25 protein-coding genes are annotated in these 21,643 nt (G+C 66.4%); 23 read left to right on the top strand and 2 right to left on the bottom strand.

Features of this window, described 5'->3' with window-relative positions:
• Positions 1 to 33 precede the first annotated feature (33 nt).
• Positions 34 to 228 (top strand): hypothetical protein, encoded by a 195-nt coding sequence (locus FRZ32_RS13305; RefSeq protein ID WP_147043965.1) that lies wholly within the window; start codon positions 34 to 36, stop codon positions 226 to 228.
• Positions 221 to 913 (top strand): thiamine phosphate synthase, encoded by a 693-nt coding sequence (gene thiE / locus FRZ32_RS13310; RefSeq protein ID WP_147043966.1) that lies wholly within the window; start codon positions 221 to 223, stop codon positions 911 to 913. Before FRZ32_RS13305 ends, thiE begins: the two co-directional genes overlap by 8 nt.
• On the opposite strand, the gene FRZ32_RS13315 is transcribed toward thiE, so the two are convergent.
• Together FRZ32_RS13315 and FRZ32_RS13320 are read right to left on the bottom strand one after the other, a co-directional pair.
• Positions 883 to 2,004 carry a sensor histidine kinase gene (locus FRZ32_RS13315; RefSeq protein ID WP_158635933.1) on the bottom strand — a complete coding sequence of 374 codons (1,122 nt, stop codon included), beginning with the start codon at positions 2,002 to 2,004 and terminating at the stop codon, positions 883 to 885. The two genes, thiE and FRZ32_RS13315, sit on opposite strands and share 31 nt — an antisense overlap.
• Positions 2,005 to 2,011: 7 nt before the next feature.
• Positions 2,012 to 2,527: a thermonuclease family protein gene (locus FRZ32_RS13320; RefSeq protein ID WP_147043968.1), complete on the bottom strand. Its 516-nt coding sequence runs from the start codon at positions 2,525 to 2,527 to the stop codon at positions 2,012 to 2,014.
• Positions 2,528 to 2,629: 102 nt separating this feature from the next.
• Here FRZ32_RS13320 and FRZ32_RS13325 point away from each other — a divergent pair, with 102 nt between their 5' ends.
• The 21 genes from FRZ32_RS13325 to nuoN all read left to right on the top strand — a co-directional run bounded on the left by FRZ32_RS13325 (position 2,630) and on the right by nuoN (position 21,628).
• A complete protein-coding gene (locus tag FRZ32_RS13325) occupies positions 2,630 to 3,220 on the top strand; it encodes a M23 family metallopeptidase (protein WP_192901895.1) in 591 nt (196 codons plus the stop codon).
• 35 nt (positions 3,221 to 3,255) lie between these two features.
• Positions 3,256 to 3,819 carry an elongation factor P gene (efp, locus tag FRZ32_RS13330; RefSeq protein ID WP_147043969.1) on the top strand — a complete coding sequence of 188 codons (564 nt, stop codon included), beginning with the start codon at positions 3,256 to 3,258 and terminating at the stop codon, positions 3,817 to 3,819.
• A gap of 105 nt (positions 3,820 to 3,924) precedes the next feature.
• On the top strand, positions 3,925 to 4,746 hold the full coding sequence (locus FRZ32_RS13335; RefSeq protein WP_147043970.1) for an inositol monophosphatase family protein: 822 nt from the start codon (positions 3,925 to 3,927) through the stop codon (positions 4,744 to 4,746).
• Positions 4,747 to 4,823: 77 nt separating this feature from the next.
• The gene (gene ndhC / locus FRZ32_RS13340) at positions 4,824 to 5,201 is read left to right on the top strand and encodes an NADH-quinone oxidoreductase subunit A (RefSeq protein ID WP_147043971.1); all 378 of its coding nucleotides are present in this window, start codon (positions 4,824 to 4,826) and stop codon (positions 5,199 to 5,201) included.
• Complete coding sequence (locus FRZ32_RS13345) at positions 5,192 to 5,743, top strand: NuoB/complex I 20 kDa subunit family protein (RefSeq protein WP_147043972.1); 552 nt, start codon at positions 5,192 to 5,194, stop codon at positions 5,741 to 5,743. Before ndhC ends, FRZ32_RS13345 begins: the two co-directional genes overlap by 10 nt.
• Positions 5,744 to 5,746: 3 nt before the next feature.
• Complete coding sequence (locus FRZ32_RS13350; protein WP_147043973.1) at positions 5,747 to 6,643, top strand: NADH-quinone oxidoreductase subunit C; 897 nt, start codon at positions 5,747 to 5,749, stop codon at positions 6,641 to 6,643.
• 53 nt (positions 6,644 to 6,696) lie between these two features.
• Positions 6,697 to 7,884 (top strand): NADH-quinone oxidoreductase subunit D, encoded by a 1,188-nt coding sequence (locus FRZ32_RS13355; RefSeq protein ID WP_147044486.1) that lies wholly within the window; start codon positions 6,697 to 6,699, stop codon positions 7,882 to 7,884.
• Positions 7,884 to 8,546, top strand: coding sequence for an NADH-quinone oxidoreductase subunit NuoE (nuoE, locus tag FRZ32_RS13360; RefSeq protein ID WP_147043974.1), 663 nt, complete (start codon positions 7,884 to 7,886; stop codon positions 8,544 to 8,546). The genes FRZ32_RS13355 and nuoE overlap by 1 nt, the downstream gene beginning before the upstream one ends.
• Positions 8,540 to 8,911: a hypothetical protein gene (locus tag FRZ32_RS13365; RefSeq protein WP_147043975.1), complete on the top strand. Its 372-nt coding sequence runs from the start codon at positions 8,540 to 8,542 to the stop codon at positions 8,909 to 8,911. The genes nuoE and FRZ32_RS13365 overlap by 7 nt, the downstream gene beginning before the upstream one ends.
• Positions 8,904 to 9,065, top strand: a complete 162-nt coding sequence (locus FRZ32_RS15350) for a hypothetical protein (protein WP_158635934.1) — start codon at positions 8,904 to 8,906, stop codon at positions 9,063 to 9,065. The genes FRZ32_RS13365 and FRZ32_RS15350 overlap by 8 nt, the downstream gene beginning before the upstream one ends.
• Positions 9,065 to 10,366 (top strand): NADH-quinone oxidoreductase subunit NuoF, encoded by a 1,302-nt coding sequence (nuoF, locus tag FRZ32_RS13370; RefSeq protein ID WP_147043976.1) that lies wholly within the window; start codon positions 9,065 to 9,067, stop codon positions 10,364 to 10,366. Before FRZ32_RS15350 ends, nuoF begins: the two co-directional genes overlap by 1 nt.
• A 139-nt stretch (positions 10,367 to 10,505) precedes the next feature.
• Positions 10,506 to 11,114: a hypothetical protein gene (locus FRZ32_RS13375; protein ID WP_147043977.1), complete on the top strand. Its 609-nt coding sequence runs from the start codon at positions 10,506 to 10,508 to the stop codon at positions 11,112 to 11,114.
• A gap of 21 nt (positions 11,115 to 11,135) precedes the next feature.
• Positions 11,136 to 11,768, top strand: coding sequence for a hypothetical protein (locus FRZ32_RS13380; protein ID WP_158635935.1), 633 nt, complete (start codon positions 11,136 to 11,138; stop codon positions 11,766 to 11,768).
• 121 nt (positions 11,769 to 11,889) lie between these two features.
• Positions 11,890 to 13,911 carry an NADH-quinone oxidoreductase subunit NuoG gene (nuoG, locus tag FRZ32_RS13385; protein ID WP_147043979.1) on the top strand — a complete coding sequence of 674 codons (2,022 nt, stop codon included), beginning with the start codon at positions 11,890 to 11,892 and terminating at the stop codon, positions 13,909 to 13,911.
• Positions 13,912 to 14,047: 136 nt separating this feature from the next.
• The gene (gene nuoH, locus FRZ32_RS13390) at positions 14,048 to 15,100 is read left to right on the top strand and encodes an NADH-quinone oxidoreductase subunit NuoH (protein WP_147043980.1); all 1,053 of its coding nucleotides are present in this window, start codon (positions 14,048 to 14,050) and stop codon (positions 15,098 to 15,100) included.
• The gene (nuoI, locus tag FRZ32_RS13395; protein ID WP_147043981.1) at positions 15,094 to 15,576 is read left to right on the top strand and encodes an NADH-quinone oxidoreductase subunit NuoI; all 483 of its coding nucleotides are present in this window, start codon (positions 15,094 to 15,096) and stop codon (positions 15,574 to 15,576) included. The genes nuoH and nuoI overlap by 7 nt, the downstream gene beginning before the upstream one ends.
• 89 nt (positions 15,577 to 15,665) lie before the next feature.
• Positions 15,666 to 16,274, top strand: a complete 609-nt coding sequence (locus FRZ32_RS13400; protein ID WP_147043982.1) for an NADH-quinone oxidoreductase subunit J — start codon at positions 15,666 to 15,668, stop codon at positions 16,272 to 16,274.
• On the top strand, positions 16,271 to 16,576 hold the full coding sequence (nuoK, locus tag FRZ32_RS13405) for an NADH-quinone oxidoreductase subunit NuoK (protein WP_147043983.1): 306 nt from the start codon (positions 16,271 to 16,273) through the stop codon (positions 16,574 to 16,576). Before FRZ32_RS13400 ends, nuoK begins: the two co-directional genes overlap by 4 nt.
• Positions 16,577 to 16,578: 2 nt before the next feature.
• The gene (nuoL, locus tag FRZ32_RS13410; protein ID WP_147043984.1) at positions 16,579 to 18,642 is read left to right on the top strand and encodes an NADH-quinone oxidoreductase subunit L; all 2,064 of its coding nucleotides are present in this window, start codon (positions 16,579 to 16,581) and stop codon (positions 18,640 to 18,642) included.
• Complete coding sequence (locus FRZ32_RS13415; RefSeq protein WP_147043985.1) at positions 18,642 to 20,180, top strand: NADH-quinone oxidoreductase subunit M; 1,539 nt, start codon at positions 18,642 to 18,644, stop codon at positions 20,178 to 20,180. Before nuoL ends, FRZ32_RS13415 begins: the two co-directional genes overlap by 1 nt.
• On the top strand, positions 20,177 to 21,628 hold the full coding sequence (nuoN, locus tag FRZ32_RS13420) for an NADH-quinone oxidoreductase subunit NuoN (RefSeq protein ID WP_424141295.1): 1,452 nt from the start codon (positions 20,177 to 20,179) through the stop codon (positions 21,626 to 21,628). Before FRZ32_RS13415 ends, nuoN begins: the two co-directional genes overlap by 4 nt.
• The last annotated feature ends 15 nt before the right edge of the window (positions 21,629 to 21,643 follow it).

Genomic DNA, 21,643 nt, shown 5'->3' on the forward strand with positions numbered 1-21,643 from the left:
CACCGGAGCCTCGCGCCGACCTTTTGGATGTTCATGGCGTGGACCGCCGAGGAGCTGAAGCGCCGCGAGGTGCTCAACCTTGCGCGCCTCGCCTGGCCCAATGTCATGGTCGAGGTCGACCCGCCCGTCCGGGTGCGGCGCCGGGCGATCGGCGCCATCGCCCACAAGCTGGACGATCCCGCCGCTTTCGCCGCCGCGATCCGCACGCTAGAGCGCGGCGATGGATGACGATGACGACCTGGCGCTCGATCCCCATTTCGCCGAGCGCTTCGAGCGCGATCCGCGGCGTCCGGCCTGCCAGCTCTACCTGATCTCCCCGCTCGAGGTCGGCGGCGGCTTTCCGGACCGGCTGGCCGAGGCGCTCGACGGCGGCCCGGTCGCTGCCTTCCAGTTTCGGGTCAAGGGCATCGACCAGCATGAGGCGGCGCGCCTGGCTGAGCCGCTCCAGCGCATCTGCGCGGATCGCGAGGTCGCCTTCATCGTCAATGACGACATGGCGCTCGCCAAGCGGATCGCCGCGGATGGGGTGCATCTCGGCCAGGGCGACGGCGATCCGCGCGAGGCGCGCGCATTGCTCGGGCCCGGCGCGCAGATCGGCGTCACCGCCCATGACAGCCGCCACCTCGCGATGGAGGCGGGCGAGGCGGGGGCGGACTATGTCGCCTTCGGCGCCTTCTTTCCGAGCGCGACCAAGGAGACGCGCCACCGGCCCGATCCGTCGATCCTGTCCTGGTGGACGACCCTGTTCGAGCTGCCCTGCGTCGCGATCGGCGGGATCACGCCGGAAAATGGCGGCGTGCTGGTGAAGGCGGGGGCCGATTTCCTGGCGGTAAGCGGCGCCGTCTGGTCCGCCACCGATCCCGCGGCGGCCGTGGCCGCCTTTCAGGACGTACTGGCCTCGCGCGCGGCCTGAAAGGGCAGGCGAATCACGGCGCGGTAGCCGTCCGGGCCGGCCTCGGTCTCCAGCGAGGCGGCATCGCCGTAGCGATTGGCGAGGCGCTGGCGGATATTGGCGAGGCCGATGCCGGTGCTGCGTCGCGCATGGCCGTCCTCCAAATCCGCAGCCGAAGGATCGACGGCCGGCCCGTTGAACACGCAAAGGCGGATCGAATCGCCCTCGCGCGCGGCCGCCACCTCCAGCGTCGCCGGGCCCTTGGCGCGCGCCACGCCATGCTTGATCGCGTTTTCGACCAGCGGCTGGAGGATGAAATTGGGCACCTGAACGTCGGCGGCGCCCGCTGCCACGTCGATGGCGATGTCGAGCCGGTCGCCGAACCGCGCCGATTCGATGCCGAGATAGGCATCGATGCTGTCGATCTCCTGCGCCAGCGGAACGTCCGCCATCGGATCGGCGGAGAGCGAGGCGCGCAGGAACTCGCACAGGCGATCGATCATCTCCTCCGCCTCGCTTTTGCGATCGAGATAGACGAGGCTTGAGATCGAATTGAGCGTGTTGAACAGGAAATGCGGGTTGAGCTGGAGCCTCAGCGCCGCCGATTCCGCCTTGGCTGCCGCCGCCTCCGCACTGGCGGCGCGTGCCGCGCTCGCCTCGAACCGGGCGTTGGCCCGCGCGGCCCAGAGCAGCGTCAGCGCCAGGCAGAAGGTCCAAAGGTAGAGCAGCAGCACGGTGAACAGCCGCTGGATGTCGATCACCAGCGCCCATTCCTGCCACTGCGGAAAGAGTGCGATCGACAGGAAGCGCAGCCAGTAAAGATCGAACAGGCCCTGGATCGTCGTGGCGGTCGCGACGGCGATCCCCAGCAGGGCCCAGCGAAGCAAGCCGCGCCGGGGAAGCACGGTCTGCCGCAGCCAATCGAGCATCAGCGTCTGGCCGACTCCGAGGGCGAACATCGGCATGGACGAAACGAGGTTCGATCCCGGCGCGCTCCGCCCGAGCAGAAAGGCGACGATATCGACGAGCGCGTAGCCGAAGCCCCACAGGACAACGATGGGGCCAAGGGCGGTTCGGCCGAGCCGGTGCCGCAGCTGCTTCAGGACCCGCACGCCCTGCCTAGCCGCGCCGGGGAACGCAGTGAACGAGCCGCTGCTCCCGGTCATATTCCGGCCAGCGTTCGGCGGCGCCCCGGCGGATCAGCTCGCAGCTGATATCGACTCCGGTGGCGCTGAAACAGCTTGCGTCGACACGGTTGTAGGAGGGGCCGAAGGAGACGCACTGCATGCGGCCCACCGCAAGGCGGGTCAGCTCCGCCTTGGCCTGGGCGCCGGACATGGGCGGGCAGACCGGGAGCTGGCACGTATTGTCGGGCTCGCGCGCCTCGATCCCGCGCAGCCGGATCGACACCTGCTTGCCGTTTTCATCGACCTCGGCGCAGTTGATCGGGCCGTCGCCGTCGTAGATGCTGATGACCGTGCAGGGGAACCGGGCGCCGGTGGAGATATCCACCGTGGTCGGCGCAAGGCTGAAGATCGCGCTCGCGCCGATGAAGACGATGGCCGCGGCCACGATCAGGGCGATGACGATCCCTCCGGTTCCGATCCGATCCTTGATCTGCCGTCCGAGATTCATCCGCTTGCCCCCCTGCTTCCTCTATGCCGGACGGAAGGGAGATGCTCAACCGTCCGGAAGGCGCGGCGGGAACGATGCCGCGTTGGGCGCGCTTGTTTTCGCATGCGCAACGTGACGCTCCTTCTCGCCGTCGGTGTCACCGGCCTCGTGATCGTCGTGCTGATGAGCATGGTGTGGCTGTCGGGCAGGGCGCCGGCCCCGCCTCCGGCGTCCGCCCCGCAGGTGGCCGCGGGCCCCTTCATCCTGCCGTCGGGGCTTGCCCTCCCGGTGGCCGGGATCGAGCCCGGCGTCCTTACCGATACCTATAGCGACGCACGCGCCGGCGGGCGGGTCCACGATGCGATCGACATCATGGCGCCCGCCGGAACGCCCGTGATCGCGGCGGCGGCCGGCACGGTCGAGAAGCTCTATTTCAGCCGCGGCGGTGGCGGGATCACCGTCTATGTCCGATCGCCCGACCGGCGGTGGATGTTCTATTACGCGCATCTCCAGGCCTATGCGCCCGGGCTCCACGAGGGGCAGGCGATCGGCCGCGGCGATCCGATCGGCTTCGTCGGCAGCACCGGCAATGCCAGCGCCGAGGCGCCGCATCTCCACTTCGCGATCAGCCGCATGGCCCCGGGAGACCAGTGGTGGCGCGGCACGCCGATCAATCCCTATCCGCTGCTTGTCGGAAACCGGTCGCCACGCTAAAGGCCCGCAACCTTTCTTTCTCAAACGAGCAGACCATGAAGATCAGCGGCGTGGACATCCGTCCCGGCAACATCATCGAATATGAAGGCGGCATCTGGCGCGCTGTGAAGATCCAGCACACCCAGCCCGGCAAGGGCGGCGCCTATATGCAGGTCGAGATGAAGAACCTCGTCGACGGCCGCAAGAACAACGTCCGGTTCCGGTCCGCGGAGACGGTGGAGCGCGTCCGGCTCGACACGAAGGATTTCCAGTTCCTGTTCGCCGACGGCGACATGCTGACCTTCATGGACAAGGAAAGCTACGAGCAGATCAGCCTGCCGCGCGACCTTCTCGGCGATGCCGCCGCCTTCCTCCAGGATGGCATGGACGTCGTCATGGAGCTGTACGACGAGAAGCCGATCAGCGTGCAATTGCCCGATACGATCGAGGCCACCATCGTCGAGGCCGACGCCGTGGTGAAAGGGCAGACCGCCTCGTCCAGCTACAAGCCGGCGATCCTCGACAATGGCGTTCGCGTCATGGTCCCGCCGCATATCAGTGCCGGAACGAAGATCGTGGTCGACGTTTACGAACAGACGTACGTCCGTCGCGCGGACTGATGTTCTTCCCCTCCCGCTTGCGGGAGGGGATCGAGGGGTGGGCCCGGCCGACCTCTCAAGCCCACCCCCTTACCCCTCCCGCACGCGGGAGGGGGGAGAATTGAGTTGCCCAGCCATTCCGGCCTCATCACCGTCATGGAGCGTGCCGCGCGCAAGGCGGCGGGGCGCCTGCGCCGCGACTTCGGCGAGGTCGAGCATCTCCAGGTGAGCCGCAAGGGGCCTGCCGACTTCGTCAGCCTCGCCGACGAGCGCACCGAGCAGGCGCTGGTCGAGGAGCTTCGCCGCGCGCGCCCCGAGTGGGGGATGCTGCTCGAAGAAGGCGGCAGCATCGAAGGCGATCCGAACAAGCCGCGCTGGGTGATCGACCCGATCGACGGCACCTCCAACTTCCTGCACTCCATCCCGCATTTCGCGATCTCGATCGCGGTCCAGGAGCCGAAGCCGGGCGGGCAGGGCTGGGGCGATCTCTCCCACGGTCTCGTCTATCAACCGCTGACCGACGAGAGCTTCTGGGCCGAAAAGGGCAGGGGCGCCTGGCTGCACGACCGGCGGCTGCGGGTCTCTTCGCGGCGCGACATGTCGGAAGCGTTGATCGCGACCGGAATCCCGTTCCATGGCCATGGCGATACCCCGCGCTGGCAGAAGATCGCCGGCGCGGTGAGCCCTGAAGTCGCCGGCATTCGTCGGTTCGGTTCCGCCGCGCTCGATCTCGCCTGGGTCGCCGCCGGTCGATTCGACGGCTTCTGGGAGGAAGACCTTCAGTTCTGGGATATCGCCGCGGGGATCATCCTGGTGCGCGAGGCCGGCGGGTTCGTGACCGATTTCCGTGGCGGCGATGCAGGGCTTGCGAAAGGGCAGATCCTCGCCGGCAATGGCGATCTCCACTCGCGTCTGCACAAGCTGGTCGCCGGCGCGCTCAAGGGCTGAACTTCTCCGCCGCCGAGCCTTGCGTCGCTGTCGCGCCCATCCTAAAGCCGCCGCAACCTCTGGGAGAGTTGAGTCACATGGCGTCGGTCGCCGCGAACTATCTGCCGATCCTCCTGTTCCTGGTCGTCGCGCTCGGCATTTCCGGCGCCTTCGTGGTGCTGCCGATGATCGCCGCCCGGTTCACAGGCGCGGACAAGCCCAATCCGGACAAGCTCGCCGAATATGAATGCGGGTTCCCCGCGTTCGAGGATAGTCGCGCGCAATTCGACGTGCGCTTCTATCTGGTGGCGATCCTCTTCATCGTCTTCGACATCGAGGCGGCGTTCCTCTTCCCCTGGGCCGTCAGCGTCTTTTCGATCGGCTGGGTCGCCTGGGGCGCGATGATGCTGTTCATCGTCGAGCTTGCGCTCGGACTTGCCTATGCGTGGAAGAAGGGAGCGCTGGAATGGGAGTGACGCTCTCGGGGCGCGAGGCCGGGCATCCGCTCGAAAGCCAGCTTCCCGATCCGTACATCTTCAACCAGATCCAGTCGGAGGTGAGCGACAAGGGCTTCCTCGTCACGACCACCGAGGATCTGTTCCAATGGGCGCGGACCGGTTCGCTCTGGTGGATGACCTTCGGCCTGGCGTGCTGCGCGGTCGAGATGATCCATGTGAACATGCCGCGCTACGACCTTGAAAGATTTGGCGCCGCGCCGCGCGCGAGCCCGCGCCAGAGCGACGTGATGATCGTCGCCGGCACGCTCTGCAACAAGATGGCCCCAGCGCTCCGCCGGGTCTACGACCAGATGAGCGAGCCCAAATATGTGATCTCGATGGGCTCGTGCGCCAATGGCGGCGGCTATTATCACTACAGTTACAGCGTGGTGCGCGGCTGCGACCGGATCGTGCCGGTGGACATCTACGTCCCCGGCTGCCCGCCGACCGCCGAGGCTTTGCTCTACGGCATCATGCAGCTCCAGCGGAAGATCCGCCGCGAAGGCACGATCGAGCGATAGGCCATGGCAAGCGCGGCTCCACTGATCCCGGCCCGCACGGGCATTATCGACGAGGTGAAGGCGGCGATCGGCCCAGCCTTCCTTGTCGCCAAGGACGAGGTCGGCGAGGTTTCGATCGACGTCGCGCGCGAGTCGATCGCCACCGTCCTCACCACCCTTCGCGACCGGTTCGAGTACCAGCAGCTCATGGAGATTGCGGGCGTCGACTATCCCGAGCGCGCCGAGCGCTTCGAGGTGGTCTACCACCTGCTTTCGGTCACGAAGAACCATCGCCTGCGCGTCCGCGTCTCGACCGACGAGGTGAAGCCGGTGCCGACCGTGACCGGCGTCTATCCGGTCGCCGGCTGGCTCGAGCGCGAAGTGTTCGACATGTACGGCGTGGTCTTCGAGGGCCATCCGGACCTGCGCCGGATCCTCACCGACTATGGCTTTCGGGGCCATCCGCAGCGCAAGGATTTCCCGCTCACGGGCTATGTCGAGCTTCGTTATTCCGAGGAGCAGAAGCGCGTCGTCTACGAGCCGGTGCGGCTCGCGCAGGATTTCCGCAATTTCGACTTCCTCAGTCCGTGGGAAGGGGCCGCATATGTCCTTCCGGGCGATGAGAAGGCGAAGCTTCCCGAGGAAAAGGGCGCGCCGACTCCGCTGAAGGCCGACGAGATCAGGAAGGCCGACGCCGCCCAGTCGCCGGCTCCCGCGACGGCGTCGACGCCGAAGACGACCGAGCGCAAGGAGCAGACGGGCGCGGGCGAGCCGGCCAATACCGAAGGCGCCAAGACGACCGCGCAGAAGCCGCGCGCCCGCAAGGCCGCGCCGCCGAGGCCTGACGCCGCCGTGGCCAGCGAGGCGCCGGCGGCCCGCAAGCCGCGCGCGCCGCGCAAGCCGAAGGGTGACAAGTCGTGACCGATCTCCACAATCCGGACGTCGACGCGCGGGCGGTCGAGCGGCTCGACGAGGTGCGCGAGCACGAGGCGTCGATCGCCAACTACACGATCAATTTCGGCCCGCAGCATCCCGCCGCGCACGGCGTGCTCCGTCTGGTGCTCGAGCTTGACGGGGAGATCATCGAGCGGGTCGATCCGCATGTCGGCCTGCTCCACCGCGGCACCGAGAAGCTCTGCGAATACAAGACCTATCTCCAGGCGCTCCCCTATATGGATCGCCTCGACTACGTGTCGCCGCTGTCGATGGAGCACAGCTTCGTGCTCGCGATCGAGAAACTGCTCGATCTCGATATCCCGCCGCGCGCCAAATATCTGCGGGTCCTCTTTGCCGAGCTGACCCGCATCTCGAACCATCTGCTCAATCTGGGTAGCCATGTCATGGACGTCGGCGCGATGACGCCGAACCTGTGGATGTTCGAGCTTCGCGAAGACCTGATGAACTTCTACGAGCGGGCGTCGGGCGCGCGGATGCACGCCAACTGGTTCCGCCCGGGCGGCGTGCGCCAGGACGTGCCGCTGAAGCTGCTTACCGACATCGCCGACTGGCTCGACAACCGCCTGCCGGGCCTGTTCGCGGACGCGGTCAGCCTGGTCGCCGACAACCGCATCTTCAAGCAGCGCAATGTCGATATCGCGACGGTTTCCAGGGCAGATGCGCTGGCCTGGGGCTTTTCCGGCCCGATGATCCGCGCCGCCGGCATCCCGTGGGATATCCGGCGCTCCCAGCCTTACGAAGTCTATGACCGGATGGATTTCGACGTGCCCGTCGGCACCAGGGGCGATTGCTACGATCGCTTCATGGTTCGGGTCGAGGAGGTCTGGCAGTCCGCGCGGATCATGAAGCAGTGCCTCAATGAGATGCCCGACGGCCTCGTGCTCACCGACGACCGCAAGGTCGCGCCGCCGCGCCGCGCTGAGATGAAGACCTCGATGGAGGCGCTCATCCATCACTTCAAGCTCTACACCGAAGGGCTGCACGTCCCCGCCGGCGAGGTCTATGTCGCGACCGAAAGCCCCAAGGGCGAGTTCGGCATCTACCTGGTCAGCGACGGCACCAACAAACCCTACCGCGTGAAGATCAGGCCGACCGCGTTCAGCCACCTCCAGGCGATGGACTTCATGTCCAAGGGCCACATGCTCGCCGACGTGACCGCGATCCTTGGGGCGATGGACATCGTGTTCGGGGAGTGTGACCGCTAATGGCTGCCAAACGTCTTCCCGACACCCCCGAAATCCGCGAGCGCTGGGGCGCCTTCGCTTTCACGGCAGAGAACGCCGCGCTGGCGAAGAAGATCGTCGATCGCTATCCGCCGGGGCGGCAGCAGAGCGCGATCATCCCCTTGCTCGATCTCGCCCAGCGGCAGGTCGGAGCGGAGACGAAGACGCAGGGGTGGCTGCCGATCCCGGTGATCGAATATGTCGCCCGCTATCTCGATATGCCCTACATCCGGGCTTACGAGGTCGCGACCTTCTACACGATGTTCAATCTGGTGCCGGTCGGCCGCTTCCATGTGCAGGTCTGCGGGACGACGCCGTGCATGCTGCGCGGATCCGACCACGTGCTCGCCGCCTGCTATGCCAAGGGCATGAAGAAGGGCCACACGACCGAGGACGGCCTGTTCACGCTGACCGAGGTGGAATGCCTCGGCGCCTGCGCCAACGCGCCGATGGTGCAGATCAACGACGACAATTACGAGGACCTTACCTTCGACAGCATGACGGCGGTGCTCGATGCGCTCGCCGCCGGCAAGCAACCGAAGATCGGCCCCCAGGTCGATCGCATCACCTCCTGTCCCGAGGGCGGCCCGACCGTCCTCAAGGAGATGCAAAGCGAGAATCACGATTACCGGGGCGAGTGGTGAATCGTGCCGCGGTCCTCATCCTGCTGATGCTCGCGGCCTGCCATCGCGGCGAGGCGCCGGCGAACAATGCGGCGGCCGCCTCCGTCCCGCGCACGATGCTCGAGGGCGATGTCTCCGCCGCCCAGCGCCTCGTTCGCGCGAAGCTCGGAAACCCGGCGAACCTCGTGTTCTCCGCGCCACGCCGCAGCGCGAGCCAGGGGGTGCGGATCGTCTGCGGCACCTTCACCCAGGGCGGTGGGGCGCCGCAACGCTATATCGTCGTCGATTCACGCGACGCCTTCGTCGAGCCCCAGATGCGGCCCGGCGCGATGGACCAGGCATCGTCCGAATTCTGCCAGAACGGGGGAGGGGCGCCGCGTGGGTAAGGCCAGCATCGGCGCGTTCGTCGCCGTCGTCATCGGCGTCCTCCTCCTCTTGGCAATCCTCAAGATCGCCATCAAATTGGCATTCGTCGCCATCATCATCGTCGGCGCCGCGGTCGTCGTCCTGGCCGCGCAGAAGATGATCGGGAACAAGTGATGCTCGAAGACAAGGATCGCATCTTCACCAATGTCTACGGCTTCCAGCCGTGGAACCTCGACGCGGCGCGCAAGCGGGGCGACTGGGACGACACCAAGGCGCTGATGGCGCGCGGGCAGGATGCGATCATCGAGGAGATCAAGGCGTCCGGCCTGCGCGGCCGCGGCGGGGCGGGCTTCCCGACCGGCATGAAGTGGAGCTTCATGCCCAAAAACCCCGATCCCAAGCGCCCCAATTTCCTGGTCGTCAACGCCGACGAATCCGAGCCGGGGTCGTGCAAGGACCGCGAGATCATCCGCCACGATCCGCACAAGCTGGTCGAGGGCGCGCTGATCGCCGGCTTCGCGATGCGTTGCCGCGCTGCTTATATCTACATCCGCGGCGAATTCATCTTCGAGGCGAAGGTGCTCGAGGCGGCGGTGCAGGAGGCCTATGACGCGGGCCTGATCGGCAAGAATGCCTGCGGGTCGGGCTTCGATTTCGACATCTTCGTCCATCGCGGCGCCGGCGCCTATATCTGCGGCGAAGAGACAGCGATGCTGGAAAGCCTGGAGGGCAAGAAGGGCCAGCCGCGCCTGAAGCCGCCATTCCCGGCGGGCGCCGGCCTCTACGGCTGCCCGACCACCGTCAACAATGTCGAATCGATCGCGGTCGCGCCGACCATCCTCCGGCGCGGCGCGGCCTGGTTCAAGAGCTTCGGGCGCGAGAACAATGCCGGCACCAAGCTCTTCCAGATTTCCGGACACGTGAACTGCCCGTGCGTGGTCGAGGAGGCGATGAGCATCCCGTTCCGCGAGCTGATCGACAAACATGCCGGCGGCATCCGCGGCGGCTGGGACAATCTCCTCGCGGTGATCCCGGGCGGCTCGTCGGTTCCGCTCGTTCCGGCGGCGCAGATCATGGATGCGCCGATGGATTTCGACGGATTGAAGGACCTCCAGTCCGGCCTCGGCACCGCCGCCGTCATCGTCATGGACAAGTCCACCGACGTGGTGAAGGCGATCGCCCGCATCTCCTATTTCTACAAGCATGAGAGCTGCGGCCAGTGCACGCCGTGCCGCGAGGGCACCGGCTGGATGTGGCGGGTCATGGAACGCCTGGTCACCGGCGAGGCGAGCGTCGAGGAGATCGACCAGCTGTGGGACGTGACCAAGCAGGTCGAGGGGCATACGATCTGCGCGCTCGGCGATGCCGCGGCCTGGCCGATCCAGGGCCTGATCCGTCACTATCGGCCCGAGCTCGAGCGGCGGATCGCCGAACGTGCGGCCGGTTCGGCGCCAATCCTCGAAGCGGCCGAGTAGCGGCTGCCGGCGCCGCGGGCGGATGATCGCGTCCGCTTTGATCCGCAACGCGAAAGGCGCTTTCACAAGGCGTTGCGGCGCTCCATGCAAAGCGATAACTTCTCAGGGCGGTCGTCCGCGCTGACAAAGGAGAGGCTCAATGAGTCGCCATCCGCTGCTTCTGTGCATTGCTCTCGCGCTTTCCGGTTCGCCCGCTGTCGCACAGCCCGCCGCCGACACGGTGCGGATCACCCAAAATCTCGCCACGTGTCTCGTTCGCACCCGCGGGCGTATCGCCGAGGCCTATGTCGCGGGCGGCACGCCCGACGCCCGGAGCCCCGATTATCAGCGGCTCCTCGAGACGAGGTGCCTGCCGGACGCCGGCGCGCCGCCACTCGATCCGCGGCTGGTGCGTGGCGCGATTTATGAAGAGCTTTATGCGCGCGACTTTGCCAATGGCGGCCCGACGAGCTTTGCGGATGTCCCGCCGCTCGCCCCGCCGAATGGCGGCGCGAACCCTCCGCTCGAAGGGGCCTTGCTCCGATTTGGCGAGTGCGTCGTCCGGGCGGATCCGGGGGATAGCCGGGCCTTGCTCTCCGCCGCGTTCCAGAGCCCGGGGGAGCGGGCATCGATCGAGGCGCTGACGCCGCACCTTTCGCCCTGCATGCAGGACGGGCTCACTGTCACCTTCAGCGCCCCGATCCTTCGCGGCGTGGTCGCCGAGGCCTTGTACAAACTGTCGCGCGCTTCGGCGGCGCCGCGTGCTTAAGATAGGGTTGTCGGTGGGGGCATGATGAAAGCAATTGTGGGCATCGTCGCGGCGGTGGCGCTCGCGGTGACTCCGGCTGCGGCTGGCGCGGGCGAGCGGGTGACTCCGCGTGCGGCGCTCGCCGTCCATGAGCTTGCGCGCTGCGTCTTCCTCGCCGAGCCGAATCGCGTGCGGACGCTGCTGACGATGCGGCAGGCGGATTCGCGCTATGCCAGCACCTTCCAGCACCTCGTCGAGCGCAACGCGTGCCTCGCCGCCGGGACGCTCTCGACGAACAACCGCATCTTCAAGGGGGCGCTCGCCGAATTCGCCCTGTTTCGCGACCTCGGTGGCGAGCCACTCGCCGCGCATGTCGGCGACGACCCGGCGCTGCCGCCGATCCGCACGTCCGACGAATCGGAAATCATGAGCATCTGTGTCGTCCGGGCCAGGCCCGAACAGGTGGAGGCACTGTTCCAGACCGAGCCGTCCAGCCGCAGCGAGACCGCCGCGCTCCAGGCGATCGCGCCGATGCTGCCGGGCTGTCTGAGAAGAGGCGCGCGCGCCGAGCTTGACCGTTCGTCGCTTCGGGCGATGCTTGCGTCGGCGGCCTTTCGCCTCGCCGATCGAGGTCATGCCGAAGCGGCAGGGGATGCGTCCGCGGTCACCCACTAGGCCGACAAGGCCCACGACTCGTTTTTCCGCGCCTTGAGGCCACCTTCTCCCTTGTCGAAACGGCGCTTTAGCGTCTAACGGCAAGGCGCGCCGCGGGGAGCGGCGTTCCGCTGGAGTTCCAATGCCCAAGCTCAAGGTCGATGGCGTCGAGATCGAAGTGCCGCAGGGCGCGACGGTGCTCCAGGCGTGCGAGCTCGCCGGCAAGGAAATCCCGCGCTTCTGCTACCATGAGCGGCTCGCGATCGCCGGCAATTGCCGCATGTGCCTGGTGGAGGTGAAGCCGGGCCCGCCCAAGCCGCAAGCGTCATGCGCGCTGCCCGCCGCCGACAATCAGGAAATCTTCACCTCGACGCCGATGGTGAAGAAGGCGCGCGAAGGCGTGATGGAGTTCCTGCTCATCAATCACCCGCTCGACTGCCCGATCTGCGACCAGGGCGGCGAGTGCGACCTGCAGGACCAGAGCCTCGCTTATGGTCGCGGGCATGACCGCTTCCGCGAGAACAAGCGGGCGGTGAGCGAGAAATATATGGGTCCCGTCGTCAAGACGGTGATGACCCGCTGCATCCACTGCACGCGCTGCATCCGCTTCATGGAGCAGGTGGCCGGCGTCGAGGATCTGGGCGCCGTCGGTCGCGGCGAGGATATGGAAATCACGTCCTATCTGGAGACCGCCCTCGGCTCCGAGCTCAGCGGCAATGTCGTCGATCTCTGCCCGGTCGGCGCGCTGACGTCCAAGCCCTATGCGTTCGACGCGCGGCCCTGGGAGCTGACCAAGACCCCGGCGATCGACGTGATGGACGGCGTCGGCACCAATATCCGCCTCGATTCGCGCGGCCGCGAGGTGCTGCGCGCCCTCCCGCGGCTCAACGAGGACGTCAACGAGGAGTGGGCGAGCGACAAGACCCGCCATGCCGTCGACGGGCTCACCCGCAACCGGCTCGATCGGCCGTGGCTCCGCGAGGATGGCAGGCTGCGCGCCGCGACCTGGGCGGAGGCCTTTGCCGCCATCGCCGCGGTGGCCGGCAAGGCGAAGGGCAGTGTCGCCGCGGTCGCTGGTGATCTGGTCGATGTCGAGACGATGTATGCGGCGAAGCTGCTGGTGAATGCGCTCGGCTCCGATCTGATCGAGGGGCGCCAGACCGGCCTCGCCTACGACGTGAGCAACATCGCATCGGTCAATTTCAACACCACCATCGGCGGGATCGAGACCGCGGACGTCATCCTCCTCGTGGGGACCAATCCGCGCTGGGAGGCGAGCCTCGTCAACACACGCATCCGCAAGGCCGCGCGCGGCGGGGCGAAGGTGTTCGCGATCGGGCCGGAGGCGGATCTCGCCTATCGGGTCGAATGGCTCGGCAACGATCTCTCGCTGCTCCACAAGCTGCCCAGGGCGGCGACGGAGGCCTTTGCCGCGGCCGAGCGCCCGGCGGTGATCGTCGGCGGCGCCGCGCTCAAGGTGCCCGGCGCACAGGCGGCGACCCTCGCGCTCGTCAAGTCGCTGAACCTGATCCGCGACGGCTGGAACGGCTATAACGTGCTTCACACGGTGGCGGCGCGAACCGGCGGCCTGATGCTTGGCTATGCCCAGCCGGGCGGCATGGCGGCGATTGCCGAAGCGAAGCCCAAGCTGCTGTTCCTGCTCGGCGCGGACGAGGCGGACCTCGCGCCCTTCGCGAAGAGCCTCAAGGTCTATATCGGCCATCATGGCGACAAGGGCGCGCATGGCGCGGACGTGATCCTGCCCGCCGCCGCCTATAGCGAGAAGCACGGCATCCACGTGAACCTGGAAGGCCGCGTCCAGCATAGCGAGAAGGCGGTCGATCCGCCGGGCGACGCGCGCGAAGACTGGTCGATCCTGCGCGCGCTTTCCGACGCGCTCGGCCACAGACTGCCGTTCGACAGCTTCCAGGAGCTTCGGGCGCGGCTGTTCGCGGATTACCCGGCCTTCGCGCAGACCGGCCTGGTGGCTTTCGATTGGGCGCCGCCGAAGCTCGACGCGCCGAAGATCGCTGCGGGCACCGAGATCGCCTATCCGATCAAGGATTTCTACCTCACCAACCCGATCGCCCGCTCGTCTCCGACGCTGCAGCGCTGCTCGGCCGAGCTTCTCCACGGCCAGGATTATGCGGAGGCGGCGGAGTGAGTAGGTATTTGCCCCGAACGACACATTCTCCCTCTCCCCGGCGGGGAGAGGGCTGGGGTGAGGGGGCTCGGCATTTGCGAGCAATCTCTTACGCTCGACACCCTCACCCAACCCTCTCCCTCGAGGGAGAGGGCTTATGACCGCTTTCTTCCAATTCTATCTCGGCACCGGCTGGGGCTGGTTCGTCGCCAACCTCATCCTGATCCTGCTGATCGCGCTTCCGCTGATGCTCGCGGTGGCGATGATCATCTATGCCGACCGCAAGATCTGGGCGGCGATGGCGCTCCGGCGCGGGCCGAACGTGGTCGGCCCCTTCGGCCTGCTCCAGAGCTTCGCCGACGGGCTCAAGGTCTTTCTCCAGGAAACGATCATCCCGGCGAGCGCCAATCGCGGCCTGTTCCTGATCGCCCCGATCGTCACCTTCACCGTTGCGCTGATCGCCTGGGCGGTGATCCCGTTCGCCGACGGCTGGGTGCTCGCCGACATCAATGTCGGGCTGCTCTACCTCCTCGGGGTCTCGTCGCTCGGCGTCTACGGGGTGATCATCTCGGGATGGTCGTCCAACTCGAAATACCCGTTCTACAGCGCCTTGCGGGCCGCGGCTCAGATGGTGTCCTACGAAGTCTCGATCGGCTTCGTGCTGATCCCGGTCATTCTGTGGAGCGGGAGCTTCAACCTCTCCGCGATCGTGACCGGCCAGCAGGATCATATTTTCGGATTCATCAACGCCTTCGGCTTGAATCCCTTGCTCTTCCCGCTGGCGGTGATCTTCCTGGTCTCCTCGATGGCCGAGACCGCGCGCACGCCCTTCGACCTCACCGAGGCGGAGAGCGAGCTCGTCGCCGGCTACCAGACCGAGTACAGCTCGATGAGCTTCGCGCTCTTCTGGCTCGGCGAATATGCCAACGTGCTGCTGATGTGCGGCATGAACGCGATCCTGTTCTGGGGCGGCTGGCTCCCGCCGGTCGATTGGGCGCCGCTCTATTACGTTCCGGGCATCATCTGGTTCTTCGCCAAGATCTTCGCCTTCTTCTTCATCTTCAGCTGGGTGAAGGCGACCGTGCCGCGCTACCGCTACGACCAGCTCATGCGGCTCGGCTGGAAAATCTTCCTCCCCGTCTCGCTGATCTGGGTGTTCCTCGTCTCGGGCTATCTGATGCTCGCCAAGCAGGGGATGCTGCCGTGGTAGCTCATTTCATCAAATCGTTCACGCTCTGGGAGTTCGTGAAGGCGCACTGGCTGACCTTGAAGTATTTCTTCAAGCCCAAGGCGACGATCAACTATCCCTACGAGAAGAACCCGATCTCCCCGCGCTTCCGGGGCGAGCATGCGCTGCGCCGTTATCCGAACGGCGAGGAGCGCTGCATCGCGTGCAAGCTGTGCGAGGCCATCTGTCCGGCGCTGGCGATCACGATCGAGGCCGAGCCGCGCGCCGACGGCAGCCGGCGCACGACCCGCTACGACATCGATATGACCAAGTGCATCTATTGCGGCCTGTGCCAGGAGGCCTGCCCGGTCGATGCGATCGTCGAGGGGCCGAACATGGATTTCTCGACCGAAACCCGCGAGGAGCTGATCTACGACAAGGCGAAGCTGCTCGCCAATGGCGACCGCTGGGAGCGCGCTCTGGCCGCGAACATTGCGGCCGACGCGGCGTATCGGTAGGTGGCCGCCATGCGGGATTCGGACATGAAGTTCCTCCCCGGAACGGGGAGGGGGACCATGGGCAGCATGGTGGCGGCGGGGCGCGAACGGTGATCGCGGCCATCGTCTTCTGGGTCTTCGCGGCGCTCGTCATCGCCTCGGGCGTGATGGTGATCGCCTCGCGCAATCCGGTCCATTCCGTGCTGTTCCTCATCCTCGCCTTCTTCAACGCGGCGGGGCTGTTCCTTCTGATGGGGGCGGAGTTCCTCGCCTTCCTGCTGATCATCGTCTATGTCGGCGCGGTCGCGGTGCTGTTCATGTTCGTCGTGATGATGCTCGACGTCGATTTCGCCGAGCTCCGCGCCGGAATCGCACGCTACTGGCCGCTTGGCTTTGGCTTGGCCGGCGTGTTGCTGGCCGAGATCGTCTTCACCGTGGTCGCGTGGAATGCCGGCGCGATCGGGCCGGCGTCCCGCGCGGCGCCGATCGGTCAGGGATCGAACATCGAGGAGCTCGGCCACCTCCTCTACACGCGCTACCTCTTCGTCTTCGAGGCGGCGGGCCTTGTCCTGCTCGTCGCGCTGATCGGCGCCATCGTGCTGACCCACCGCAAGCGCAAGGACGTGCGCCCACAGACGGTCTCGGCGCAGAATCGCCGGCGGCCGGACGAGGCGGTGATCAAGCGGCAGCCCGCCGTCGGGCAGGGGGTGGAGCTGTGATCGGCCTTGGCCACTATCTCGCCGTCGGCGCGATCCTGTTCGTGCTCGGCGTGCTCGGCATTTTCCTCAATCGCAAGAACGTCATCATCATCCTGATGGCGATCGAGCTGATCCTGCTCGCCGTGAACATCAATCTCGTCGCCTTCTCCTCCTTCCTCGGCGACATGGTGGGGCAGGTGTTCGCGATGTTCGTGCTGACCGTCGCCGCCGCCGAGGCCGCGATCGGGCTTGCGATCCTGGTCATCTATTTCCGCGGCCGCGGCACGATCGCGGTCGACGATATCCACCAGATGAAGGGCTGAGCGTGATCCAGGCGATCGTCTTCCTGCCCCTCGTTGCGGCGATCATCGCGGGGCTCGGCAACCGCATGATCGGCAACGTGCCGGCCAAGCTGGTCACGACCGGCGCGCTGTTCGCGTCCTGCGCGATGAGCTGGCCGATCTTCATCGGCTTTCTCGCCGGCACCGAACACAGCGCCGTCCATCCGGTGCTGAACTGGATTCATTCGGGCGATCTCCAGGTTCAGTGGGCGCTGCGCGTCGATGCGCTGACCGCGGTGATGCTGGTGGTCGTGACGACCGTCTCCGCGCTCGTCCACCTCTACTCCTGGGGCTATATGGCGGAGGACGACAGCCAGCCGCGCTTCTTCGCCTATCTGTCGCTCTTCACCTTCGCGATGCTGATGCTGGTGACGGCGGACAATCTCGTCCAGATGTTCTTCGGGTGGGAAGGCGTCGGTCTCGCCTCCTACCTGCTGATCGGCTTCTGGTACTACAAGCCGTCGGCCAACGCGGCCGCGATGAAGGCGTTCGTCGTCAACCGGGTCGGTGATTTCGGCTTCAGCCTGGGCATCTTCGCGACCTTCCTCGTCTTCGGCACGATCTCGATTCCGGAAATCCTGCACGCCGCGCCATCGATGACCGGTTCGACGATCGGATTCCTCGGCGGGCGCGTCGATACGATGACGCTGATCTGCATCCTCCTGTTCATCGGCGCCTGCGGCAAATCCGCGCAGCTTGGCCTGCACACCTGGCTGCCCGACGCGATGGAGGGCCCGACGCCGGTCTCCGCGCTCATCCATGCCGCGACGATGGTGACGGCGGGCGTGTTCATGGTCTGCCGCCTGTCGCCGATGTTCGAGACGAGCCATACCGCGACCACAATCGTCACCTTCGTCGGCGCCGCGACGGCCCTGTTCGCGGCGACCGTCGGCACCGTCCAGAACGACATCAAGCGGGTGATCGCCTATTCCACCTGTTCGCAGCTCGGCTACATGTTCATGGCCGCCGGCGTCGGCGCCTATGGCGCGGCGATGTTCCACCTGTTCACCCACGCCTTCTTCAAGGCGCTGCTGTTCCTCGGCGCGGGCAGCGTCATCCACGCCATGCATCATGAGCAGGACATGCGCTATTATGGGGCGCTGCGTAAGCGGATCCCGCTCACCTTCTGGGCGATGACCATCGGCACGCTCGCGATCACCGGCGTCGGCATCGCCGGGGTGTTCGGCTTTGCCGGCTTCTATTCGAAGGATGCGATCATCGAAAATGCGTTCGCGGCCGGCAGCGGCGGCAGCGGCTTCGCCTTCTTCGTCGGCGTGTTCGCGGCGCTGCTCACCAGCTTCTATTCCTGGCGCCTCGTCTTCCTGACCTTTTTCGGCAAGGCGCGCTGGGCGGCCTCGGAGCATATCCAGCACGCCATCCACGACGCGCACGGCCATCATGCGCAGGACGATCATCCCGATGCCGAGGATGCGGGCCACGACACCCATGTCGGCGAGCCGGGCGCGGCCGAGATCCCTGCGGGGACGGGCGGCTATCACCCGCACGAAAGCCCGTGGACGATGCTGGTGCCTCTGGCGGTTCTGTCTCTCGGCGCGCTGCTCGCCGGCTTCGTCTTCGCGCCCTGGTTCATCGAGGAGGGCGCGGCGCATTTCTGGCAGGGCAGCGTCGCGATCAACGAGGCGCTCGCGCATTCGGTCCACGCCATTCCCGAATGGGCAAAGCTGTCCGCGACCTTCGCGATGCTGATCGGGTTCGCGATCGCCTTCTACGCCTATATCCGCAACACGGCCTTCCCGGCGGCGTTCGTGGCGCAGTTCGGCGTCCTCTACCGCTTCCTCCTGAACAAGTGGTATTTCGACGAGCTCTACGCCGCGATCTTCGTCCGCCCGGCGGTCGCCCTCGGCCGGATCTTCTGGAAGAAGGGTGACGAGGCGACGATCAACCGCTTCGGTCCGGACGGCGCGGCCGCTGCCATCGTCGCCGGCACGCGTCTCACGGCGCGCATCCAGTCGGGCTATGTCTATACCTATGCGCTGGTGATGCTTCTTGGCGTCGCCGCCGCGACGACCTGGGCGATGGCGCAGTGATGGCCGGTTTCCCGATCCTTTCCGTCATCCTGGCGCTGCCGATCCTCGGCGCGATCGCCTGCCTCATGACCAACGCGCAGGGCGCGCGCTGGGTGGCGCTGATCACCACCCTGGTGACGCTCGCGCTCTGCGTCGGCCTGTGGCTCAATTTCCAGGTCGGCGGGCCGCAATGGCAGTTCGCCGAGAATGTCCCGTTGTTCGGGCGCTATTTCAACTGGGCGCTCGGCATCGATGGCATCGCGCTCATGCTGATCGTGCTGACGGCATTCCTGATGCCGATCTGCATCGCGGCCTCGTGGGAGTCGATCCAGAACCGGGTCAGCGAATATATGGCCTGCTTCCTGGTGATGGAGACGCTGATGCTCGGCGTCTTCATGGCGCAGGACATCTTCCTCTTCTACGTCCTGTTCGAATCCACCCTGGTGCCGATGTATCTCATCATCGGCATCTGGGGCGGCGCGAACCGGATCTACGCGGCCTACAAGTTCTTCCTCTACACGTTGCTGGGATCGGTGCTGATGCTGATCGCGATGCTGTGGATGGTGAATTTCGCCCACACGACATCGATCCCCGAGCTGCTGGTCACCGATTTCCCGCCGGAGGCGCAGACCTGGCTGTTCCTCGCCTTCCTCGCGAGCTTCGCGGTCAAGCTGCCGATGTGGCCGGTCCACACCTGGCTTCCCGACGCGCACGTCCAGGCGCCGACCGCCGGTTCGGTCATCCTCGCCGGCGTGCTGCTGAAGCTCGGCGGCTACGGCTTCGTGCGCTTCTCGCTGCCGATGTTTCCGGAAGCGGCGAACCAGCTCATGTGGCTGATGTTCGGCCTCTCGATGATCGCGGTCGTCTATACCAGCCTCGTCGCGCTGGTGCAGGACGACATGAAGAAGCTGATCGCCTATTCGTCGGTCGCGCACATGGCGTTCGTCACGATCGGCCTCTTCTCGTTCAACCGCCAGGGGATCGACGGCGGCCTCGTGGTCATGCTGAGCCACGGCCTGGTCTCGGGTGCGCTCTTCCTGTGCGTGGGCGTGGTCTATGATCGGCTCCACACCCGCGAGATCGCGGCCTATGGCGGCGTTTCCAACAACATGCCCGCTTATGCCCTGTTCTTCATGCTGTTCACCATGGCCTCGGTCGGCCTGCCGGGGACGAGCGGCTTCGTCGGCGAGTTTCTCGCGATGGTCGGCTCCTATCAGGCGTCGAGCTGGGCCGCCTTCGTGGTGACGACCGGAATCATCCTTGGCGCCGCCTACATGCTCCTTCTCTACTGGCGGATCGCCTTCGGGACCGCGCGTACGGAGGGTGCGGCGGCGATGCCCGATCTCAGCCCGCGCGAATGGGCGATCTTCGTGCCGATCGCGGCGGTCGTGCTGTGGATGGGGGTTTATCCGGAAAGCTTCCTTGCGCCGATGCGCGCCGATGTCACGGCCCTGGTCCACCGGATCGAGCGCGCAGCGCCGCGCGGCGACGCACAGCTGACGCCGGGCCATGCGCCGGCGCCAGCCGCCGCGGCGCACGAGGCCGAAGGGACCCATTGATGCCGACGCACGATCTCTTGCTCGTCCTGCCAGAAGAGCTGCTGAGCGCGGCCGGGCTGATCCTGATGCTCGTCGCGGCCTGGGCCGGCGATCGTTCCGCGAAGCTCCTGACCTGGCTCGGGGTCGTCGCGCTCGTCGCCGCAATTCTGGTGATGCCCGGCATCGTCGATCAGGGCGCCTCCGCCTTCTCGGGCATGTTCGCAGCCGACAGCTTCGCAGCCTTTTCCAAGGTCGTGATCTACATCGCGGCCGCCGTGTCACTGCTCGCGGCGTCGAGCTGGTTCGGGCGAGAGGGCGATTTCCGCGCCGAATATCCGGTGCTGATCCTGTTCGCGACGGTCGGCATGGGCATGATGGCCTCGGCGACCGACCTGCTGACGCTCTATGTCGGGCTCGAGATGCAGAGCCTCGCGGCCTATGTCCTCGCCAGTTTCCAGCGGACCGACACCCGCTCGGCGGAGGCCGGCCTCAAATATTTCGTTCTCGGCGCGTTGGCGAGCGGCATCCTGCTCTACGGTATCTCGCTGCTCTACGGGTTTACCGGGACGACCGGCTTCACCGGCATCGCCCAGGCGATGGGCGACGGCCTGTCGAAGGGCGAGCTGTTCGGCATCGTCTTCACCCTTGCGGGCCTCGCCTTCAAGATCAGCGCGGTGCCGTTCCACATGTGGACCCCGGACGTGTACGAAGGCGCGCCGACGCCGGTCACGGCCTTCTTCGCCTCGGCGCCGAAGCTCGCCGCCATGGCGCTGTTCGCGCGCGTGACCGTGGAGGCGATGGGGCCGGCGACCGAGAGCTGGCGGCAGATCGTGATCTTCCTGGTCCTCGCCTCGACCATCCTCGGCGGTGTCGCCGCGATCAATCAGAAGAACATCAAGCGCCTGCTTGCCTACAGTTCGATCAACAATGTCGGCTTCGCGCTCGTCGGCATCGCCGCCGGCACGAAGGAAGGGGTCGCGGCGACGCTCTTCTACATGACCGTCTATATCGCGATGACGCTTGGCGCCTTCCTGATCGTCCTTCGGATGCGCGACGAGGATGGCCAACCGGTCGAGACGATCGCGTCGCTCTCCGGCCTCTCGCGGACGCGGCCGTGGCTTGCGTTCGGCATGATGATCTTCATGTTCAGCCTTGCCGGCATCCCGCCGCTGTTCGGCTTCTGGCCCAAATTCGTGGTCTTCAACGCGGCGGTGGCGGCGAACCTTTCCTGGCTCGCGGCGGTCGCGATCGCGACTTCGGTGATCAGCGCCTTCTATTACATCATGATCGTCAAGACGATCTACTTCGACGAGCCGGCGCCGGCTTACGGACCTACGCGGGAGCCGGTGACGGCCGGGCTGCTGATCGCCGCGGCGTTGTTCGTATCGCCGCTGGGATACCTTGCCATCGGCCCGCTCGATCAGGCGACCACGACGGCGGCAGCCGCGCTGTTCCCGTCCGGAACCTGAGCGTCAGCGTCACGT

The organism is Sphingosinicella ginsenosidimutans, from assembly GCF_007995055.1.
In the GTDB taxonomy this organism is placed as follows: domain Bacteria; phylum Pseudomonadota; class Alphaproteobacteria; order Sphingomonadales; family Sphingomonadaceae; genus Allosphingosinicella; species Allosphingosinicella ginsenosidimutans.

Excerpts from the sequence above, each read along its gene's own strand:
- FRZ32_RS13305 (WP_147043965.1), top strand. The coding sequence starts at position 34 with ATGGCGTGGACCGCCGAGGAGCTGAAGCGCCGCGAGGTGCTCAACCTT.
- thiE (WP_147043966.1), top strand. The coding sequence starts at position 221 with ATGGATGACGATGACGACCTGGCGCTCGATCCCCATTTCGCCGAGCGC.
- FRZ32_RS13320 (WP_147043968.1), bottom strand. The coding sequence starts at position 2,527 with ATGAATCTCGGACGGCAGATCAAGGATCGGATCGGAACCGGAGGGATC.
- FRZ32_RS13325 (WP_192901895.1), top strand. The coding sequence starts at position 2,630 with ATGCGCAACGTGACGCTCCTTCTCGCCGTCGGTGTCACCGGCCTCGTG.
- efp (WP_147043969.1), top strand. The coding sequence starts at position 3,256 with ATGAAGATCAGCGGCGTGGACATCCGTCCCGGCAACATCATCGAATAT.
- ndhC (WP_147043971.1), top strand. The coding sequence starts at position 4,824 with ATGGCGTCGGTCGCCGCGAACTATCTGCCGATCCTCCTGTTCCTGGTC.
- FRZ32_RS13345 (WP_147043972.1), top strand. The coding sequence starts at position 5,192 with ATGGGAGTGACGCTCTCGGGGCGCGAGGCCGGGCATCCGCTCGAAAGC.
- FRZ32_RS13350 (WP_147043973.1), top strand. The coding sequence starts at position 5,747 with ATGGCAAGCGCGGCTCCACTGATCCCGGCCCGCACGGGCATTATCGAC.
- nuoE (WP_147043974.1), top strand. The coding sequence starts at position 7,884 with ATGGCTGCCAAACGTCTTCCCGACACCCCCGAAATCCGCGAGCGCTGG.
- nuoF (WP_147043976.1), top strand. The coding sequence starts at position 9,065 with ATGCTCGAAGACAAGGATCGCATCTTCACCAATGTCTACGGCTTCCAG.
- FRZ32_RS13375 (WP_147043977.1), top strand. The coding sequence starts at position 10,506 with ATGAGTCGCCATCCGCTGCTTCTGTGCATTGCTCTCGCGCTTTCCGGT.
- FRZ32_RS13380 (WP_158635935.1), top strand. The coding sequence starts at position 11,136 with ATGATGAAAGCAATTGTGGGCATCGTCGCGGCGGTGGCGCTCGCGGTG.
- nuoG (WP_147043979.1), top strand. The coding sequence starts at position 11,890 with ATGCCCAAGCTCAAGGTCGATGGCGTCGAGATCGAAGTGCCGCAGGGC.
- nuoH (WP_147043980.1), top strand. The coding sequence starts at position 14,048 with ATGACCGCTTTCTTCCAATTCTATCTCGGCACCGGCTGGGGCTGGTTC.
- FRZ32_RS13415 (WP_147043985.1), top strand. The coding sequence starts at position 18,642 with ATGGCCGGTTTCCCGATCCTTTCCGTCATCCTGGCGCTGCCGATCCTC.